Genomic DNA, 19711 nt, shown 5'->3' with positions numbered 1-19711 from the left:
GCCCAGGCATGAAGCTGCTTCGTTACGGACCCAGAGGCCAGGAGAAGCCCGGTTTGCTCGACCGGGATGGGCGGATCCGCGACCTGTCCGGCAATATCCCCGACGTCACCGTCGACCGTATCGGGATGGTTCGCGGCCTCGATCCGCAGCGCCTGCCGATCGTCGAGGGCGAGCCGCGCCTCGGCGTCCCCGTCGCGGGGATCGGCAAGTTCCTCGCCATCGGCCTCAATTATGCCGACCACGCCCGCGAGGCCGGCCTGGCGCCGCCGCCCGAGCCGATCTTCTTCACCAAGGCGATCTCCTGCCTCAATGGCCCGAACGATCCGGTGATGCTGCCCAGGGGCGCGACGAAGATGGACTGGGAGGTCGAGCTCGGCCTCGTTATCGGCCGGCGCTGCCGCCACGTCGACGAAGCCGATGCGCTGGATCACGTCGCCGGTTTCGTCCTCGCCAACGACGTCTCCGAGCGCCATTTCCAGAAGGCGCTCGGCGGCCAGTGGGACAAGGGCAAGGGCTGCGACACGTTCGGCCCCGTCGGCCCCTGGCTGGTCACCCCCGACGAGGTGCCGGACTGCCAGGCGCTGGACCTCTGGCTCGACGTCAATGGCAAGCGGATGCAGGCCGGCAGCACCGCGACGATGATCTTCCCGGTCGCGCACTGCCTTTCCTATGTCAGCCGCTTCGTCACGCTCGAGCCGGGCGACCTCCTCATCACCGGCACGCCGCCGGGCGTCGGCGAGGGCAGGAAGCCCGATCCCGTCTTCCTCGAGGCGGGCGACGAGATGCGGCTCGGCATCGCCGGCCTCGGCGAGCAGCGCCAGACGGTGATCCCCTTCGCCCTCGAGGTCGCCGCCGGATGAGCGTCTTTGCCGGCCGTTTCGCCGGGCGCGCCGCGATCGTCACCGGCGGCGCCTCCGGGCTGGGGCGCGAGGTCGCCCGCCGGATCGTCGCCGAGGGCGGCCGCGTCGCCTTGTGGGACATCGATCCCGAAGGACTGGCCGAGGCGGTGGCCGAGGTCGGCGCCGACCACCAGGCCTGCTTCGACGTCGCCGATGGCGAGGCGGTCGCGCGCGCCGCGGCCGAGAGCCGCGCGGCGCTCGGCCGGGTCGACATCCTCGTCACCTCGGCCGGGATCACCGGCGCCACCAGCCCCGTCGAGGCCTTCCCGATCGACAGCTGGCGGCGGGTGGTCGACGTCAACCTCCATGGCGTCTTCCATTGCTGCCGCGCCATCGTGCCGCTGATGCGCGACGGCGGCTATGGCCGCATCGTCAACGTCGCCTCGGTCGCCGGCAAGGAGGGCAATCCCAACGCCTCGGCTTACTCGGCGTCCAAGGCGGCGGTGATCGCCTTCACCAAGTCCCTCGGCAAGGAGCTCGCCACCAGCGGCATCCTCGCCAATTCAGTGACGCCGGCGACCTTCGAAAGCCCGATCCTCGCCCAGATGCCGAAGAGCCAGGTCGACTATATGCTCTCGCGCATCCCGATGGGCCGCCTCGGCGAGGCCCGCGAGACCGCCGCGATGATCTGCTTCATGGCGTCGGAGGAATGCAGCTTCACCACCGCCGCCACCTTCGACACCTCGGGAGGAAGGACGACCTACTGAATGGCTCCCTCTCCCCTTCAGGGGAGAGGGTCGGGGAGAGGGGAAGGTCAGAGACGGGTGTTCGGCGCCGGGCGTGAATCGCCGGCCTTATCACCCCCTCTCCCTGGCCCTCTCCCCTGAAGGGGAGAGGGAAAAGATGCCCGAATATCCGTTCGTCGACGCCCACATGCATCTGTGGGACCTCGGCCGCCTTTCCTATCCCTGGTTGGCCCCGCCCTTCGCCGACGGCGGCCCCAACGGCAATGTCGCGGCCATCGCCGCCACCTACACGCTTGGCGACTATCTCGACGAGGCGAAGGCGTGGAACGTCGCCGGCTTGGTCCATGTCGAGGCCGGCGCCGCGCCGGACCAGGCGCTCGCCGAGACCGACTGGATCGGCGAGGTCGCCGCCGCTTCGCCGGTGCCGATCGTCGCCGTCGCCCACGTGCCGCTCGACGCCCCCGACGTGGAGGCGCGGCTCGCCGCCCAGGCGGCGCGGCCCCACGTCCGCGGCATCCGCCACATCGTCTGCTGGCACGCCGATCCCGACCGCACCTATACGCCCCGCGACGTCACCGGCGACGCGGCCTGGCAGGCGGGATTCGGCCTGCTCGCCCGCTTCGGCCTCTCCTTCGATCTCCAGGCCTATCCGGGCCAGTTCCCCGGCCTCGCCCGGCTGATCGCCCGCCATCCCGACACCCGGGTGATCGTCGACCATGCCGGCATGGGCGTCGAGGGCGAAGCCGACTGGCGCGCCGGCCTGGCCGCGCTCGCCGCTTTGCCCAACGTCGCGCTCAAACTCTCCGGCCTCGGCTTCGCCTTCCGCCCCTGGGACGGCGCCGCCGCCCGCGACCGCGCCCGCGCCGCCATCGACCTCCTCGGCCCCGACCGCTGCCTCTTCGCCAGCGACTTCCCCACCGACCGCCTCTTCGCCCCCTATGACGAGACGATGGCGGCGCTCGCCGATGCGTCGGAAGACCTCACGGACGATGAGCAGCGCGCTTTGTGGGGCGGCAATGCCGCCCGGATCTACCGGCTCGACTTGTCCGCTCGGTCTCGAATCCCCCCTCCCGGGAGGCAAGAGGGCAGGGAGCTCGGCGCATGACGGCCATCGCCGCCGCCCGCCACCCGCGCCCTCTCTTGCCCACGAGACGCCGCGCCCTTCTTCGCGCGGGAGGCGCGTGCCGCCAACGCCCGATCGATTTCACGCAAAACCGCAAAGACGCAAAGAATTCCCGCGCCACCTCCACGTCATCCCAGCGAAAGCTGGGATCTCATTTCCTTCTGGAAGAAAAGGGAGATCCCGGCCGTCGCCGGGATGACGGAAAGCAGATTTCCAGGGCGCCCTTTGCGCCTTTGCGTCTTCGCGTGGACCACGAACGGCCTCTCCGCCCGCGCCGCCGCCACCAGCAAAAGGTCGACCCGAGAAGCCGCGCCCTCCTTCGCGTCTTCGCGGCTTCGCGTGCAATCCAGCCCCACGCCGCCGCCCGCGCGGCCGCATCCGGAAACGCCCCTCGCCCCGACAGCCAGAGGACCCGCTCATGACCCCCAATCCCCTGCTCGGACTCCTCTTCCACTGGCTCGGCGGCCTCGCCTCGGCGAGCTTCTACGTGCCGTTCCGCTGGGTGCGGCATTGGTCCTGGGAGATTTACTGGCTGACCGCCGGCCTCTTCTCCTGGCTGTTCGTGCCCTGGATCGTCGCCGCCTTGCGCACCGAGGACCTTCTCGGCGTCCTCGCCGCCGCGGACGCGCCGGCCCTCGTCTGGCCGGTGGTCTTCGGCATGCTGTGGGGCTTTGGCGGGCTCACCTACGGGCTCACCATGCGCTATCTCGGCCTGTCGCTCGGCATGGCGGTGGTGCTGGGATTGTGCACCGTCTTCGGCACCCTGATCCCGCCGCTCTTCCAGGGCGACTTCGCCGACAAGTTGCTGGCGACGACGAGCGGCAACATCGTCCTTGCCGGCATCCTCGTCACCCTGGCCGGCATCGTCGTCGTCGCCTTGGCGGGATCGGCCAAGGATTCCGCCCTCAGCCCCGACCAGAAGGCCGAGGCGGTCGCCGAGTTCGATTTCCGCAAGGGCATCTGGGTCGCCATCTTCTCCGGCATCATGTCCTCCTGCTTCGCCTTCGGCCTCGCCGCCGGCGAGCCGGTCGGGGCGCTGTCGGCGGCGGCCGGGACGGGGCCGCTCTGGGCCGGCCTGCCGGTCCTGTGCCTGGTCATGTTCGGCGGCCTCGTCACCAATTCGGTCTGGTGCGCGATCCTGATCGGGCGCAATCGCAGCTTCGGCCAGTGGCTCGGCCGCGCCGCGCCGCTCGGTCCGCCCGCCGCCGCCCTCTCCGCCGCGCCGGCCGCGCCGGCCCGCCCGCCGCTCGGGCTCAACTTCCTGCTCTGCGCGATCGCCGGCAGCGCCTGGTATTTCCAGTTCTTCTTCTACACGATGGGGGAGAGCCAGATGGGCCGCTACGGCTTCTCCTCCTGGACGCTGCACATGGCCTCGATCATCATCTTCGGCACCTTGTGGGGCTTCGCCTTCCGCGAATGGAAGGACGCGGCGCCGCGGGTGAAGGCGACGGTCTGGTCGGGCGTCGGCCTCCTCGTCCTGGCCACCATCGTCATCGGCTACGGCAACAGCCTCGCCACCTGAAGCGAAGACCCTCCCCCTGGAGGGGAGGGAAGGGTGGGGGTGCTCGGCGTTCGAGATTCATCCGCCGGCCCCGAACACCCTCACCCCGACCCTCTCCCTCGAGGGAGAGGGAGAAGAAGGATCGGAAGATGCGCGAACACCTCACCACCGTCGCCCCTGCGAAGCCTGTCCTGAGCGACGCCGCAGGCGGCGTCGAAGGGCCTGTCCTGAGCGACGCCGCAGGCGGCGTCGAAGGGCCTGTCCTGAGCGACACCGCAGGCGGCGTCGAAGGGGCACGGGCCCAAGCCGACTCCCCACCCCGCCGGCGCCTGCGGCTACTGCTCCGCCTTAACCGCCCCTGGCGACGTAGCGCCCTGACAAGACCCCCTCTCCCTTGAGGGAGAGGGTTGGGGTGAGGGTGCTCGGCGGCCCGGGATTTTCCGCCAACGCCCGACACCCCCACCCCAACCCTCCCCCTCCAGGGGGAGGGGCAAGAAGCGAAGGATCCGGAAGATGCGCGAACACCTCACCACCGTCGCCCCTGCGAAGCCTGCCCTGAGCGACGCCGCAGGCGGCGTCGAAGGGCCTGTCCTGAGCGACACCGCAGGCGGCGTCGAAGGGGCACGGGCCCAAGCCGACTCCCCACCCCGCCGGCGCCTGCGGCCACCCGCTCCGCCGCACCGCCGCCTGGCGCCCGCGCTCGCCGCCTCGCTCCTGCTCGCCTTGTCCGCCTGCGCCGCCACCAGCGCCACCGCTCCCGCCACCTATACCAACCCGATCATCCACGCCGATTATTCCGACCCCGACGTCATCCGCGTCGGCGAGGACTATTTCATGATCGCCTCGAGCTTCCATTTCTCGCCCGGGATCCCGGTCCTCAGGTCCCGCGATCTCGTCCACTGGACGATCATCGGCCACGTTCTCCCGCGCCTCCCGTTCGCGCCCGAATATGACATGGTGCCGCCCTTCACCCTGACCGACGCCACCCAGCGCCCGGTCGGCCCGGGCCTGCGCTACGCCGCCGGCGTGTGGGCGCCGGCCATTCGCCACCACAATGGCCGTTTCCACGTCTATTGGGCGACGCCGACCGAGGGCATCTTCATGTCCAGCGCCGAGCGCGCGGAGGGGCCGTGGACCGCGCCCGTCACCCTCGTCGCCGAGGCCGGGCTCGAGGATCCCGCGCCTTTCTGGGACGAGGACGGCAGCGCCTGGCTGATCCACTCGCGCGTCGGCGCCGGCCCGCTCATCCTGCGCCGGATGAGCCCCGACGGCACGCGCGTGCTCGACGAGGGCAGGGTGGTCGCCGAGGATCCGGTCAACCTGCCGATCCTCGAAGGCCCCAAGCTCCACAGGAGGGACGGCTATTACTACATCTTCGCCCCGATCGGCGGCGTCGAGACCGGCCCGCAGGCGGTCGGCCGCGCCCGCGACATCCAGGGCCCCTACGAATGGCGGGTGGTGCTCGAGCAGGGCAGTACCCCGGTCCAGGCGCCGCACCAGGGCGGCTATGTCGAGACTCCGTCGGGCCAGGGCTGGTTCGTCCATTTCAACTCGACCGGCGCCTTCGGCCGGATCACCTATCTCCAGCCGGTGCGCTGGCAGGACGGCTGGCCGGTCATGGGCGATCCGATCCCCGGCCGCGTCTCCGGCCAGCCGGTCATGACCCACCCGATGCCCGACACCGGATACCCGCCCGATCCCTCGGCCAGGATCCAGGACAGCGACGAGTTCGACGCCGCGACGCTCGGCCACCAATGGGAATGGAACCACAATCCGGTCGCCGCCGGCTGGAGCCTGACCGAGCGCCCCGGCTGGCTGCGCCTGCGCGCGCTCCCGGCCGAGCATCTCGTCACCGCCCGCAACACGCTGACCCAGATCCTCCAGGGCCCGCGCATGCGCGCCACCGCCCGCATCGACGCGAGCCGGATGGCCGACGGTCAGCGCGCCGGCATCACGATGCTGCAGACCCGCCCCTCCTGGCTCGGCCTCGTCCGCGAACAGGGCGCCACCCGCATCGCCTTCGCCGTCGAAGGCGCGGAGACGTTGGGCCCGGTCATTCCGGCCGGCGCGATCCGGCTCGACTCCGCCCGCTTGGGCGCCGCCGCCTCCCGCCGCCCCGCCATGGTCGACCTGCGCGTCGAGGTGACTCCCGACCAGCAGGCCCATTTCAGCTACAGCCTCGACGGCGGCCGCAATTTCACCGGCATGGGCGGCCCCGTCGCCTTGCGCTTCTCCTGGTGGAAAGGCGCCAGGCCGGCCCTGTTCACCTTCCACAAGTCGGCCGACTACGCCGCCCCGCCGAGCGGCTGGATCGACGTCGACTGGTGGCGCGTCGAAACCGCCGACGAGCTCCCCTGATCCCTCCACAGCCCTTGGCGAGGAGGGGACCCTGCGAAGCGTATTTCAGGGACCCCGAATACGAGGCGGCGACGAGCCCAGCCGGCCCCAGTCACCTTTCCCTTGAGGGAGAGGCACCAGTCACCTTCTCCCTGGAGGGAGAGGGCAGGGTGAGGGTGTTCGGTGCTGGAGGTTTGTCATGGCCTCGGAGCGCCACGGGCTGTGGCCCCGCCGTGACCTGATCTCGTTCGTCCTGAGCGAAGCCGAAGGGCGAAGTGGAGAGGCGCTGACCGAGCCAAAGCCCGGCCCACGCTCATTCGTCCGACCCACTCCTGGGAGACTAAGGGCGAACTCGAGTCGCGCGGTCCGAGTCCAGGCCAAACCCAGAACGCGTTCGTCCCGAGCGTAGTCGAGGGGCGCTGGCACAGCGGGCGCGCAGGGCGCCCGGCATGAACATCTCAGTTGCGCCCCTCGCGTTAGCCTGTCCTGAGCCTGTCCTGAGCGAAGCCAAAGGGTGAACTGAGGGGTTAAGTGAATGGGCGCAGACTGAGTTAAAGCCAAACCCGTAACTCGATCGTCCCGAGCGTAGTCGAGGGGCGCTGGCACAGCGGGCGCGCAGGGCGCCCGGCATGAATGCCTCAGGTGCGCCCCTCGACTTCGCCTGTTCTGAGCGACGCCGCAGGCGGCGTGAAGGGCTCGGGACGAACGGTCTATGGAGCGTCGCTCAGGGCAAGTGGGCTCCCGCCGTCGGGACAAATGGGCTCCCGCCGAACGCCCCCCGCCTCGGGCCCGAACCCTAGACCCGCTCCCCCATCCGCATCCGCAGCCCTTCGGCCACGGCGCCGCGCGCATTGTCCGCGACCCGGGTCGGCACGCCGGTCCCTTCCTCGATCCGCCGCGCCAGCAGGGCGGTCTCGGCCGCCCCGCCGGTCAGCAGCAGCCCTTCCTCGAGCACGTCCTGCGACAGCTCGGGCGGCGTGCGGCCGAGCACCTCGCGGACCATCTCGGTGATCGCGGCGAGATCGCGTTCCCACACATGGGCGAGCTCGGCCACCGGCAGCTCGATCGTCCGCGGCAGCCCGCGCGCGCTCTCCAGCCCGCTGACCGAGACCTGCGCCTCGATCTCGTCCGCCGCCAGCCGTCGCGACACGTCGAGCTTCAGCCGCTCGGCCGAGGCGAAGCCGATCCGGAAATGGTGGCGGATGCGCAGGTGATCGATGAGCGCGCGGGTGAGCCCCGCGCCGCCGCCGCGCACGCTCCCCGAGGCGCAGGCGCCGCCCAGCGACACCACCACCGCCTCGACCACGCCGGCGCCGCAATCGACCACCATCGCCCCGCGCGGCGCCTCCAGCTCGATCCCGGCCCCCGCCGCCGCCAGCAGCGGCTCGGGCACGATCTCGGGATGGCTGATGCCGGCATCCATCGCCGCCGCGGCGAGCGACCTCTTCTCGGCCGGGGTCGCGTCGGCCGGCGCCCCGATCAGCGCCCGCGTCCGCCCGAACCGCCGCCGCGGCCGCACCTCCCGCGTCGCATAGCGCAGCAGCTCGCGCGCCGCGTCCATGTCGCTGATCACGCCCTCGCGCAGCGGCGCCACGATCTTCAGCGGCTTCGCCACCCGCCCGACATAGCGCTCCGCCTCGGCCCCGGCGGCGACGAAGGCCGGCACCGCATCGAAGCCGCGAAAGCAGGTGAGCGAGGGCTCGTCGAACGCGACGTCCCCGCTGGCCATCAGCACGGTCGTCCGCGCCGTCCCGAAATCGATGGCGATGTCGGCACGCGCATGGCGGCCGGTCGAGGAGGCATGGAAGAACATGCGCCGGGCTGTAGCAGCCAATTGTGGCGGAAGCGAAGCGGGTGAGCCGGAGGGAAGGGCGGACGGCCGCTTCTTCCCCCTCTCCCCCCGGGAGAGGGCCGGGGTGAGGGCGACGCCTCCTCTCCCCCCGGGAGAGGGCCGGGGTGAGGGCGAGCGACCGTGCCACGCGAGGAATCAGTCGCCCTTCGCCCCCCTCCGCCCAGTCCCCTCACTCCGCCCCGGAATAAACCTCCGCCACCCCCTCGCGCAGCGCCGCCAGCGCTGCCGCATCGTGCCAACGCCCTGCCGCCATCACCCCGATCGGCCGCCGCAGCACCGCCAGATCCTCGAGCGGATTGCCCTCGACGAGCAGAAGGTCGGCCCGCGCCCCCTCCGCGATGATCCCGAACGTCCCGCTCCCCGGCATCGCCCGCGCGACAAACCGCCCCGGCCCGCTTGTCGCCGTGGCCAGCGCCTGGTGGCGGCTGAGCCCCGCCGCCTCGAGCGCGGCGAGGTTGCGGTGCAGCGCGTCGCCCGCCACCAAGCCCGGGATGGTCGGCGCGTCGGTCCCGGCGATGAGGAGCGCGTCCGCTCCGGCCAGCGCTCGCGCGAAGCGGCCGAGAAAGGCCGCCCGCTCCGCCAGGCTGCCGGTCCGCCGCTGATAGCCGCTCCGCCGCCAGTCGATCCTGTCGGCGGGCGACAGGAAGCGCGCCTCCGGCATGTCCAGATAGGCCTGCACCTGCTCCGGGCGGCCCCATTGGCCGGCGATCGCCTGGTAGGTGGCGAGATCAGCGGTTACGGCGACGCCGCTCGCCCTAATGGAGGCGACGGCGCGGACGATCTCGCTTTCGTCCGGCGCCGCCTGGCCATCGTCGCCTTCCGGCATCCGGAAGAATGCGTAGAGGAACTCCTCCAGATGGGCGACCATCGCCTGGCCGGCCGCGATCTGCCGCTCCAGCGCGACCGCCTCGACGCTGTGGCCGACGATGGGCAGCCCCGCCGCGCGCCCTTCCTCCGCCAAGGCGGCGAACGCCTCGCTCGACAGGCCGTTATAGACCTTGATGAAGTCGTAGCCGTTCGCCTTGGCAAGGCGCACCGCCCATCGCGCCGCCTCCGCCGAAGGCACGACGAGGTGGCCGAAGCGCGGCGATCCGTCGACGGCCAAAGCGGCGAGCAGCCGCGGCCCAGGCACCTCGCCGCGCGCCACCGCCGCCCGCGTTCGCCCGACCATCGCATTGGGCGCCTCGCCCATGTCGAGCGCGGTCGTGATCCCGCTCGCCAGCAGCATCGCCAGCGTCTCCCGGTCGCGGACATGGACGTGCATGTCCGCCAGCCCCGGCAGCAAATAGCCCCCGCCGCCGTCGATCACCCGCGCCCCCGCCGGCGCCGCCAGCGCCGGCGCGATCGCCGTGATCCGCCCGTCCCGGACGAGCACGCTCTGACCGCGAAGGACGGTCTCGCGTCCCATGGGGACGATGTTGACGTTGACGAAGAGGGTCGCCGACGGTGCTGCCGGACCGGCCGCAGGCTGCGCGGCCGCGGGCGCCGCGATCCAGGCGAGGAGGAAAATCGCCGCGAGCTGAAGGCTGGCCGGGAGGTGGCGGTGGATGAGTTGGGAGATGTTCATGGGCTGCCGCATAGCATCGGCCGGCGCTAGGATATCGACGATTGAGAATGTGGAGCGACCGCAGCAGCGATCCCGAACCCTTGATCGGGGAGCTGGCCGATGGTTGCGAAGGGTCATCTCAGCCATCGAGTCAAGCCTTGCGTTCGACGAGGCGGGTCTGTGATCGGTCAGGGACACCGATCCGCATCCGGTTCCGCTGAATTGGAGCTTATCTCGGCCGTGCTGAGATCCTTCGAGCGAATGGCGGATGATCGTCGAGAGCCGCCCACCTCACGTATTCGGCAATTCAAATACGATTTCTGTTCCGAAGGTCACCCCCCGTCGCTTGGCAGGAGGCCCTGATGATCCGATGCTTCTCTCGGTTCGCGATGTTCGTGCCCACGTACCAGCCGGGAACAAGCTCCACGACAGTGTGAATGAGATCGGGTCGGTCTGGATAGACCTCGCTTACCGCACTCGCGATATGATTCCGTGTACGTCCCTTTGCAGCCGTAGCTATCTGCGCGATCCTGTCTGGGTGTTCCGCGATTAGTGCACGAAGGAGTTTCAGGAACGCGGCGGTCGCGTCCTTCGCATTCACATCTCGCCCCCTGAATGACGCTAGCGGGTTGAGGGCCATCCCGGCAATGTTGCGCCCGCTTGGGCGGCGACGGACGATGTCATCCCGTCGTTTTGAAGAATGATAGCCAGGATAGCTTCTCGTAAGTCCTCGGCGGGTGCTGACAGATCGACGGTTACAAAGCGGAAACGGTGACCTTGGATGGTCACGGCCTCATCCACGTGGCGCTCAATCGAAGGGTGTAGGAGTATCCCTTCCGCCGTGTCGGCAAGAGCATCTCCTTGGCCGGCTTGTGATCTGAGATATGCATAGAGCTGGTAAATGTGGGCGCTCTTCAGTGCTTCTCCGCCGTGAGGTCGAGCGGTCAGGATCCCCGTGAACTTTGTATCGAGCACCACACGGCGTTTGTTTCTGTGCTGCAGAACGATATCGGCTGCCATACCAGGAAGAAGCGCGGAGATGCCTCGGCTAGGCAGTTCCGCCTGCCAATGAAGAGCCTTCTGCGGCGATATCCGCCAGCCGTCACGACCGTGGAGCTCATGCTTGTAGAGCCCTGCAACAGCCCTTTCGAAAATTCGGCGCAGAAGCCGCTCGTCACGGTCAAGGCGGCTCGCCCTGTCCTCACCGGCGCCTTCCCCAGGAAGCACAAGGTCCAACGCAAGCTCCGCTACCTTGACCATCAGCCGGTCGTCATCCTCATGCCGAGCGATCTGGTCCCGCGACATTTCGGCGCGCGAGGGGCGGCCCGCGGAGACCCCTGACTGGCGAAGGACGCTGGCGAGCCCGGCGCACTCGTGGGCAAGCGCGCGGTTTCCCAGACGCGCGTGCATCGCTTCCAGTGCCGCTCGAACCATCCGGTTGCGGGGTGTGTCGTGACTATGGTCTTCAAAGCGACAGGCGACGCTGCCGCGCTGAAGCAACAGACCCGTTTCAGTGCGCAGCCAGTCGATACGCCCACGAACGCGCGTAAGCACCGCTTCCCGAGGGATATAGGCCCGCGACAGGCTCCGGCGGAGGCGCCTCTCGACTACCTCTACCAGCAGCTTCGCCAGAACGTCCGCGATCTCCGCATCGTCCTCGGCTTTCACGTCGGCTTTGTCCAAAAAGCGGGCAAGGTCGGAAGCGTAGACCAGCAGCAACCAAAGGTTGCGGACCGGGATTCCGGCCTCGCTTCTCCAAGCCGCTCCATCGCCGATGCGGCGGGCTGCGGCCGTCACCCCCTGGTTCCGAGATGCAACTTGGCAATCTGAACTTCAGCCTCCTCCGGTCTATCGTACCAGTATTCCCGGATTAGCGGCGCGATCTCCGTTCGCACGACCTCGCTGTGCCAGCTTGTCCAAGCCGCTTCGTCCGTTCCGGGGGCAGCGAGTGGCGTGACGAAGCTATGACCGACGCAGTACTCCGGGCCAAGCGACCGATCGGCAGCGATTGCATCGTTCACGGTCGCGAGGCCTCTCGCAATTCCGTTCACCAGATCCGGCGGGCAGCCGCGATCCAGGATCCACCGGCGCCAGACGTCGTTCAAGAGCGGCCTCAACGATAGAAAGGCAAAGCGGCGGCGCAGCGCGAGGTCGACGAGGGCCAGTGATCGGTCAGCCAGGTTCATCGTCCCGATGATGTGGAGGTTTTCTGGAATGTAGATGCGTTCCCCGACGCTTCGCGGATATGCCAAGCGCAGCGCCTCGTCCGGGCAGCGCTTGCCATCCTCAATCAGAGTGAGCATCTCGCCCAACACCTGTGCCGGATTTCCGCGATTGATCTCCTCGATCACGAGGACGTACGGCCGGTCAGTGTCAGCGCGAGCCGCCGCCACGATTTCGAGGAACACGCCGTCTGCCAAGCGCAACCCTCCCGCACCGTCGGGCCGCCACCCTCGGACGAAATCTTCGTAAGAAAGTGAGGGTTGGAACTGCACTGCGACCAGCCGCTCAGTGTCTCGCGCGCCCATGAGTGCAAAGCCAAGCCGCTTCGCGAGCCAGGTTTTTCCCGTGCCCGGTGGACCCTAAAGAATGAGGTTCTTCTTGCGGCGCAAAAGGTCCAGTGCCGCATCTATGAAGCCGGCATCAAGAAAACAGCCGTCTGCCATGATCTCCGCGACCCCATAGTCGAGCGGCGCCGGGATTTCTGATTCGGGTTGAGGCAGAATGGCATCGCTGCTCGCAAGGTCTTCTTCGATGGGCCCGATGCGCCACAACTCTTCGAAATTCTGTGGGAGAGCGGCCGCGTAGTCCTCTCCGTCATCCGTGAGCCGCAGGCGACCATTGGCGCCTTGATCGAGCTGCACAAGCCCCGTCAGTTTCGCCCACGCGTAGATGTAGGAGCCAGGCTGTGTCGAGGTCCAGGTCGGGACTAAGTCCTTGAGGCGCTGGCTTACGTCGATCGGGCGGAGCTCGCCAGGCTGGCGCTGCACCATGAGTAGGAGGTGCCCCATGCCGAACACCCGGCCGATTAGAGGACCGCGAAGCACGTGCGCCGGGTGTTCAGCCGTGAGCATCTCGATGCCTCGTTCCGTCGGACGATAGGTGTTTCCCTCCAGCCGAAGCAGGCCAAGCCCTCCCATCGCCTGGGAGATGATGTTTCCCGCCGAGCTGGCGTTCAGCTGTGTCGCCTCCGAGAGGATTACGGCCACGAGATCTTCTCGACTGATGCCCTGCTCGGCTTCGCGCAACATCGCCACAAGCAGGTCGATATTGCCGCTCACGGATGCCAGGCTCCGCCGCTGTGCGCTTGCGGGGAGTAGCGAGAACGGAGGCACCGCGTTCGCTTCCCTGCTCGCAAGGGCGATCTGAACCGCGCCTTCGTCAGGGCGATCGAGCACCTCCTGCCAAAGGAACCAAGAGAACATCGACTGTTCAACTTTGGATTCGATGGTGGGGGCCTCGCCGAGGACGTCGCAGAGCCGCTGACGGATGGCGGGATTCTGCGCGACGAAATCGCCTGGCTGGCGCGCCGCGCCTAGCAGACGCTGCACGCCCAGAGTGCGGCCGGAATCCATGAGACAGGTCATGTCGTCGGGAAACATGGCGGCAAGCAGCCGCACCAGGCGCGCCTTCGGCCGACGAGGCGTGTAGCGGGGGTGTACCACCGCCAGCACATCGTCATAAAGCTTCTGAAGCGCTGCGCCCCGCTGTGCAGGGTCGGCACCGCCCAGCGAGTTCCTCGCCTCGAAGAGCCTTCTCGCCAGTTGTTGGTCGGAGTATGCCTCGACCACAGTAACCGACTGGCCGGGGCCGACGCTGGAAACGGAGGAACTGTCCCAAAGGCGTTCCTGAAAGGACGGCTCCAGCCACCGCGAATCGTCCGCCGCCGCAACGGCGCGGACCTGCTCGATATAGTTGCGGCGCCACTCGGCCCACTCCCCGGCGAGCAGGGCGCGGAATGGGCCGGAATGGAGCTCGAGCAGCTCGGCGGTGGATTTTAGCATCAGCTATTCCTTGGAGAGTGAACAGTGCGCATGGGCAGCGCTTGGAGCGTTTCAGCTTGGCCGACGCGGATGTCCAGCCTTCAAGGCTTGGAGGACATCCTGGCGCGGGGCGTCTTGCCATCGCATTTTCCCCGCAGAACTGTAAGACGTGAGGCCGCTCGTGACGGGCGATCTTCATAACGAATGTGACATAGTGACCAACGAAATTGCACTCGCGCCTGACGCGTGGTTTGCCCACACACTCAACTCCCGCCAGCTCGGATTCAGGCTGGAAGAAGGTTCGGTCCACACCTCGCAGACCATTCTTGCGTCCAACGCTTCGGCCTGATCGCTGCAGTAGGGGTTGAGGCCGAAGCGTGGAGCCGGGCAACCCTGAAAAAAAGATCGTCGAGGAGAACATCCTCGGCAAGCGACCGCAATCAGCTCGCTTGGGTAGTGTGCTGGACATGGCCGCAATTTATGCGCTGGATACGCTGCCGCCGATTACCCGGGCGGCGCTTGCCTTCTGGAATTCGGCGGAGAACCCGTCGCTTCTGCTTGGAGCCTTGGCGGTGGCGCGGGATCCGATCCTTCGGGCCTCCGCGGCCGTCATCCTTGCCGCAAAGCCAGGCGAAGCGATCTCCTTCCGCGAGATGGCAAAATGTTTGGAGAGCCTGTATCCCCGCCGCTTCAGCGCCAGTACGCTGCGTGCAGTGGGGGAAAGGGTGCGTTTCTTCCTGGGGGCAGATGGGACACCTCTCCGAAGGCCGCCCGCGTCGGCGAATGACAGCGCAGGCGGACGCCGCCACCGCCGCTTTCGCCGTGTTCCTCGCCCTCTGCAGCGGTTACGCGGGCGCGGCGGCCCTCACATCCAACTGGATGCGCATGCTCGACGTCAGTCATGAACAGGCACTCAGCCTGCTGCGCCGTGCAGAGGCACAGGGCGATGTTCGCGTTCGGGTCGCCGGCCACGTGCTCGCCCTGCGCCTTCGCCGGCATCTGGCGGGTGAGCGAGGGCCTGCGCCGTTTCGCCTTTTTGACCTGCGAACCCAATCCCCTGGTCGCGCCGCTCCACCCCAAGGCGATGCCGGTCATCCTCGCGCCCGAGGATTATGATCGGTGGCTGGACGGTGAGGCGGCGGACGCCTGCTCGCTCGCGCAGCCCTTTCCGTCGCAGCTGATGCGGGTGGGGTAGGGACTGGGGACTGGGGACTGGGTGCTGGGGACGGGCCCTCAATCCCACCACAGATACCAATATTCGCTCGCCATCAGCCCGGCGGCGAGGCGGGCGAGGGTGCCGACGCCCTGGTCGACGATATCGGGGCAGAAACGGTAGAGCTCGCGCGCCAGCGCCATCGCCGCCTCGCGCGTCTCCGGCCGGCGCGCTGCGCGCAGGTTCATGGTGTCGCCGTTGATGCCGACCAATTCGGCGCCGTAGCGCTCGTGCCAGGAACGCAGCGCCGCGGCATGATATTCGGGGGGCGGGCAGGCATTCCACCCGCCCCAGCGCAGATAGGCCGGCACCTCCCAGCTCGACCGCGTCGGCAGCACCAGGATGTGGACCAGCTCGTAAAGGCGTCCGGTCGACAGGTCGGTGTGGACGGTGGGGCCGAGCACGGTGACCTCTCCCAGCTCGGCGTCGCTCGGCCACTCGCCGTCGGGCGCGGTCAGATCCTCCGGCGGATAGCCGCCTTCCCAGCCGAGATAATGCTCCGGCGCGCGCAGCCGCTCGGCGGCGGCGAGGATCTCCGCCGGCGATCGCGGCGTGCGTGTCCGCGCCCGCGCCGGCTCCGGGACCGGCGCCGAATCGCCAGGCCCGAACGGCGCGGCGATCCGCTCCAGCGCCGCATCGTCGCCGATCATCACCGGCCAGCCGTCGCCGGCCGCGGCGATCCGCTGATGCTCGCCCCAGGCATCGCCGCCGGGGACGGTCACCAGGCGCCCGGGCAAGGCGGCGATCCGCCGTGCATGTGCCGCTTCGGCCTCCGCGCGCGGCGCGGCCGGGGGCGGGCCGGGATCGGCCTGAATCGCCGCGGCCCATGTCCGGTGAGACAGCGCCGCATATCCCCCGGCGGCCAGGCCGCCCAGCAGGGTCCGCCGTGTCAGCATATGTTTCCCCCTCGCTCGTGCCGCCGGGCGCCCATTCCCGCCCTCGCCTTGCTTATCCACCCCATCGCGCCCATATCAGCCCGGCTACGGTCGCACAAAGACGGTCTTCGGCGCTTTGCGGCTCCTTCTTCCCTCTCTCGCTCCCCAGGCATAAGGCGCGCCATTTCCGGCGGGTCCAGCAGAAGGAAGACGGACATGCCCACCGGCACAGTCAAATTTTTCAATACCCAGAAGGGTTTCGGTTTCATTCAGCCCGAAGAGGGCGGCAATGACGCCTTCGTCCATATCAGCGCGGTCGAGAAGGCCGGCATGAACAGCCTCGTCCAGGACCAGCGCCTGACCTACGAGCTGCAGACGGACCAGCGCGGCAAGACCAGCGCGGTCAACATCCAGCAGGCCTGACCGCGCCAGCGGGTCGGCTCCCGCGGAACGGATCGCTCGCGATCCCTCCGCCGGGACAGTGGAAAGGCGGCCGGGCAACCGGCCGCCTTTTCCGTTGGTGGACCAGGCGCCGTAGATCCTCCCCTTCGAGGGGAGGGGGATCAAGCGTTGATCAGGTCGCTGCTTCCCCCGGAAGCAGCTGCGCAGCGCGGGGCGCTGCGCAGCTGATCAAGGTGGAGGGGTGTCAGCGTTACCGCCATCCACGGTCACGTCGCCTGACACCGGCGCTGACACCCCACCACCGCCCTTCGGGCGGTTCCCCTCCCCTCGAAGGGGAGGATTGGAAGCGCCGCTACCGCGTCCCGTCGCTCGCCCCGCGCGCCCGCATCCGCTCCGCCGCCCACGCCTCGGCCGCCTCGCCGCAGCGCCAGCTGAACAGGCTGTCGCCGGCCGCGTCGCGGACCGCGCGGCACGGCGCGCGCACCTCGCCGCGGGCGGGGTCGCGATAGACGATCTGGCCGCGCATATTGTCCTCGTCCACCCGCGCCAGCTCGACCTGGTCGACCTCGCCGATCGCCTCGAACCGCTCGCGGATCATCGCCTCCATCTCGGCGATCGTGCCCGCGTCGATCGTCTGCACGCAGCCATAATCGTAGCCGCCCTGGCCGTCGCGCCGCGCGGTGCAGTTCAGCCGCCGCTCGCGGCCGAGATTGTCGCGCATCACCGCATGGCCCACCATCGAATTGGCGCCGGCCGGCTCCAGCTCCACCGCCTCGACCACGCCCTGCGCCGCCAGCTGCTCGCGCACGAGAGTCTCGATCGCCTCCGCCTCGCTCGGCCCGCCGCCGCAGCCGGCCACCGCGGCGATCGCCGCCGCCGCCGCGGCGAATCCCAAAGCAAGCCTCATCCCCGTCTCCCGCTCCGCAATTGGGTTGTCGCCCGATCGTTCCGCCCGCGCAACCCTCGAAGCCCGACGCCGCCGCATAGCCCCTCTCCCCCCGAGGGAGAGGGGTTGGGGTGAGGGAACGAAGTGCATAAAGACCCGCCCCGTCAAAGCCCCTCTCCCCTTGCGGGAGAGGGGTTGGGGTGAGGGAACGAAGTGCAAGAAGTCCCTCCGCCGCCCGCGCACGCCACTCCCGCCGCTCCCTCACCCTGCGGCTTCGCCGCTTCCCTCTCCCGCAAGGGGAGAGGGGGGAAGTGCAGCCGATGTTCTTGACTTGTTCCACGCTCTCTGCTACACGCTTTCTTCCCGGGCCCCCACCGCTGCAGCGGAGCGCGCGGACGCGAATTCTCAGGCTTTGACATCGTCGAAACCCCATGCGGCCCTTCGCCAGCGCCTTGCGCGCCCAGGCGGGAAGCGCCGCGAAGCGATCGCTGCCCCCGCGCCGGCGCGAGGGCGCGAACGGAAGATGTGTAGCGAACGCGCCCGGCGCAGGCGGCGCAGCCCTTCCGGAAGGGCTGCCCCTCCGGCGCCGGGCCCGCCGCGCATCCGCGGCACGATCGGCGCCTTGCCCTATGCCACCGCCCGCGCCTCCCGCGCCTCCCGAGCCGCCGTCGCGCCTGCCGAAGCCGGTCCGCGGCGCCTCGAAGGGCGGGATGAGGCCTATCGAAGGGGCGCGTCGGAACCCGATGGCACCCGTCACCTTCGTCACCTTTCCCCGTCCCGCCTTCCCCCGTCCCACCCAGGCGGGCACTCCGAGCGAGCGAAACGCGCCTTTGAAATTGACGAAATTGACGACCCCCAGGGAAACCGTAAAATTGGACGGCGCCGCCCGCCGTACCGCCTATGATGGGGGGGCGGGCTTCGCGCCGCGCGGCCGGGCCAGGCGCCCGTCACGCTGATGCAATCTGTCGGGATGCCTGGCTCTCGAGTGCAGGATCGCCGCATCTTCCCGGGAGTGGTCAATGCCGGATGAGCGTCGGGCGAGGTTGCTCGAGCTCCTTGCCCGAGTAGGGGAGGAGCTGCTGTCGCCGATGGACCCCCAGATCATGGCGGGCCGCATCTTCGACATCCTGCGTGACGAGCTCGATCTCGACGCCTTCTTCAACTACGAGGCGGCGGGCGTGGGGCGGCTGCGCCTCGTCGCCCATCACGGCATCAGCCCGGAGCAGGCCGAGGAGGCAGCCGATCTCGCCTTCGGCCAGGCGGTCTGCGGCATGGTCGCCGAAGAGCGCAAGCCGATCTACCGCATCGGCATACAGGCCTCGGACGAGCCTTGCCTCTCCTTCGTCAAGGCGGTCGGCCTCGAATGCTATGCCTGCACGCCGCTGGTGGTGAATGACGAGCTGCTCGGCACGCTGGGCTTCGGCCGGCGCTCCGCGCCCTGCTTCGCGGAGGACGAACTCTCCTTCCTCCGCACCGCCTGCCACTACGTCGCCCTCGCCAAGCATCGCGCCCGCGAGCGGGTGCGCGAGCTCGAGGACATGCGCCGGCAGCGCGATCTCCTGCGCGAGAAGGCGGCGCTTCGCGCGCGCCTGTCGGAGATGAACCAGCTCGACGGCATGACGGCGATCGTCGCCACGCTGGCGCACGAGCTCAATCAGCCGCTCACCGCCGCCGCCAACTTCCTCTCCGCGACGCCGCTGCTGATCCCGCGCGATACCGCCAAGGCGGTCGAGGCGTGCGAGGCGGCCCGCCGGCAGGTGCTGCGCGCCGGCGGGATCGTCCGGCGGATCAGCGACCAGATCAAGGGCCGCAACGATCACCATGCGGTCGCCGTCGCCGCGATGTTCGAGGAGGCGCTGGCGATCGCCGAAGCCGCCGGCATCTCGGCCGGGATCGCGGTCGAGACCCGGGTCGATCCCGGTGCCGAGCAGGTCAAGGGCGACCGCATCCAGATCGTCCAGGTGCTCGGCAATTTCATCCGCAACGCCTGCCAGGCGATGGAGCGGGTGGCCCAGCCGCGGCTGATCCTGTCCGCCCGGCGTCACGGCATCGATCGCGTCCGCATCGCCGTTTCCGATTTCGGGGAGGGGCTGGACGCGGAGACGATCGGCGATCTGTTCGATCCTATCCGGATCAGCGATTCCGGCCTCGGCCTCGGCCTCGTCATCTGCCGCGCGATCGTCGATGCCCATGGCGGCGACATCTGGGCTGAGGCACGCGCCGAGGGCGGCGCCGACTTCTGCTTCACCCTGCCGTCCGCCTGACACGGCCTGCCTCGCTGCCGGGCCCATCGGCACCCCTTCCGTCGACGCCGCCCTTGCATCCGGCCGCCAAAAGGCCCACATTGGGACCTGCTACGGTCGCAAATAGACGGTCTTCGGCGCTTTGCGGCTCCTTCTTCCTTCTCT

Annotated in this window: 16 protein-coding genes and 1 pseudogene; 9 read left to right on the top strand and 8 right to left on the bottom strand. The window is 69.0% G+C overall.

Annotated elements, in window-relative coordinates; genetic code table 11:
- Positions 1–8: 8 nt before the first annotated feature.
- The 5 genes from DDE10_RS04715 (at position 9) to DDE10_RS04690 (ending at position 6567) form a co-directional block, all read left to right on the top strand.
- Positions 9–860, top strand: a complete 852-nt coding sequence (locus tag DDE10_RS04715; RefSeq protein ID WP_114951503.1) for a fumarylacetoacetate hydrolase family protein — start codon at positions 9–11, stop codon at positions 858–860.
- Positions 857–1606: an SDR family NAD(P)-dependent oxidoreductase gene (locus tag DDE10_RS04710; protein ID WP_114951502.1), complete on the top strand. Its 750-nt coding sequence runs from the start codon at positions 857–859 to the stop codon at positions 1604–1606. Before DDE10_RS04715 ends, DDE10_RS04710 begins: the two co-directional genes overlap by 4 nt.
- Positions 1607–1742: 136 nt before the next feature.
- A complete protein-coding gene (locus tag DDE10_RS04705; RefSeq protein WP_114951501.1) occupies positions 1743–2690 on the top strand; it encodes an amidohydrolase family protein in 948 nt (315 codons plus the stop codon).
- 436 nt (positions 2691–3126) lie between these two features.
- Positions 3127–4230, top strand: a complete 1104-nt coding sequence (rhaT, locus tag DDE10_RS04700; protein WP_114951500.1) for an L-rhamnose/proton symporter RhaT — start codon at positions 3127–3129, stop codon at positions 4228–4230.
- Between the two features lie 492 nt (positions 4231–4722).
- Positions 4723–6567 (top strand): glycoside hydrolase family 43 protein, encoded by a 1845-nt coding sequence (locus DDE10_RS04690; RefSeq protein ID WP_114951498.1) that lies wholly within the window; start codon positions 4723–4725, stop codon positions 6565–6567.
- A 775-nt stretch (positions 6568–7342) separates the two neighbouring features.
- On the opposite strand, the gene DDE10_RS04685 is transcribed toward DDE10_RS04690, so the two are convergent.
- The 6 genes and pseudogenes from DDE10_RS04685 to DDE10_RS23715 form a co-directional block, all read right to left on the bottom strand.
- Positions 7343–8359: a rod shape-determining protein gene (locus tag DDE10_RS04685; RefSeq protein ID WP_114951497.1), complete on the bottom strand. Its 1017-nt coding sequence runs from the start codon at positions 8357–8359 to the stop codon at positions 7343–7345.
- A gap of 208 nt (positions 8360–8567) precedes the next feature.
- Complete coding sequence (locus DDE10_RS04680; RefSeq protein ID WP_114951496.1) at positions 8568–9965, bottom strand: amidohydrolase family protein; 1398 nt, start codon at positions 9963–9965, stop codon at positions 8568–8570.
- 600 nt (positions 9966–10565) lie between these two features.
- Positions 10566–11741, bottom strand: coding sequence for a 5-methylcytosine-specific restriction endonuclease system specificity protein McrC (gene mcrC, locus DDE10_RS04675; protein ID WP_284734440.1), 1176 nt, complete (start codon positions 11739–11741; stop codon positions 10566–10568).
- Positions 11738–11995, bottom strand: coding sequence for a hypothetical protein (locus DDE10_RS24125; protein WP_490156900.1), 258 nt, complete (start codon positions 11993–11995; stop codon positions 11738–11740). Before DDE10_RS24125 ends, mcrC begins: the two co-directional genes overlap by 4 nt.
- 90 nt (positions 11996–12085) lie before the next feature.
- Positions 12086–12514, bottom strand: a pseudogene (locus DDE10_RS24120) (McrB family protein); the annotation flags it as partial.
- A 12-nt stretch (positions 12515–12526) separates the two neighbouring features.
- Positions 12527–13948, bottom strand: a complete 1422-nt coding sequence (locus DDE10_RS23715) for a hypothetical protein (RefSeq protein ID WP_284734439.1) — start codon at positions 13946–13948, stop codon at positions 12527–12529.
- A 356-nt stretch (positions 13949–14304) separates the two neighbouring features.
- Here DDE10_RS23715 and DDE10_RS23335 point away from each other — a divergent pair, with 356 nt between their 5' ends.
- Both DDE10_RS23335 and DDE10_RS04665 read left to right on the top strand, forming a co-directional pair.
- Positions 14305–14832, top strand: a complete 528-nt coding sequence (locus DDE10_RS23335; protein WP_162806288.1) for a hypothetical protein — start codon at positions 14305–14307, stop codon at positions 14830–14832.
- Positions 14833–14873: 41 nt separating this feature from the next.
- Entirely contained in the window at positions 14874–15122 is a 249-nt protein-coding gene (locus DDE10_RS04665; protein ID WP_284734438.1) for an SOS response-associated peptidase family protein, read from the top strand.
- 38 nt (positions 15123–15160) lie between these two features.
- Here the strand turns inward: DDE10_RS04665 and DDE10_RS04660 are convergent, their stop codons facing one another.
- Complete coding sequence (locus tag DDE10_RS04660; RefSeq protein WP_114951494.1) at positions 15161–16036, bottom strand: DUF4253 domain-containing protein; 876 nt, start codon at positions 16034–16036, stop codon at positions 15161–15163.
- Between the two features lie 195 nt (positions 16037–16231).
- Here DDE10_RS04660 and DDE10_RS04655 point away from each other — a divergent pair, with 195 nt between their 5' ends.
- Entirely contained in the window at positions 16232–16438 is a 207-nt protein-coding gene (locus DDE10_RS04655; RefSeq protein ID WP_114951493.1) for a cold-shock protein, read from the top strand.
- A gap of 331 nt (positions 16439–16769) precedes the next feature.
- On the opposite strand, the gene DDE10_RS04650 is transcribed toward DDE10_RS04655, so the two are convergent.
- Positions 16770–17324 (bottom strand): hypothetical protein, encoded by a 555-nt coding sequence (locus DDE10_RS04650; protein WP_114951492.1) that lies wholly within the window; start codon positions 17322–17324, stop codon positions 16770–16772.
- Between the two features lie 998 nt (positions 17325–18322).
- On the opposite strand from DDE10_RS04650, the gene DDE10_RS04645 reads away from it, so the two are divergent.
- Positions 18323–19567 carry a sensor histidine kinase gene (locus DDE10_RS04645; protein WP_114951491.1) on the top strand — a complete coding sequence of 415 codons (1245 nt, stop codon included), beginning with the start codon at positions 18323–18325 and terminating at the stop codon, positions 19565–19567.
- The last annotated feature ends 144 nt before the right edge of the window (positions 19568–19711 follow it).

Origin of the sequence: Sphingosinicella terrae (genome assembly GCF_003347635.1) — a bacterium.
Classification (GTDB): domain Bacteria; phylum Pseudomonadota; class Alphaproteobacteria; order Sphingomonadales; family Sphingomonadaceae; genus Allosphingosinicella; species Allosphingosinicella terrae.
This window is presented reverse-complemented; position numbering and strand designations above follow the sequence as displayed.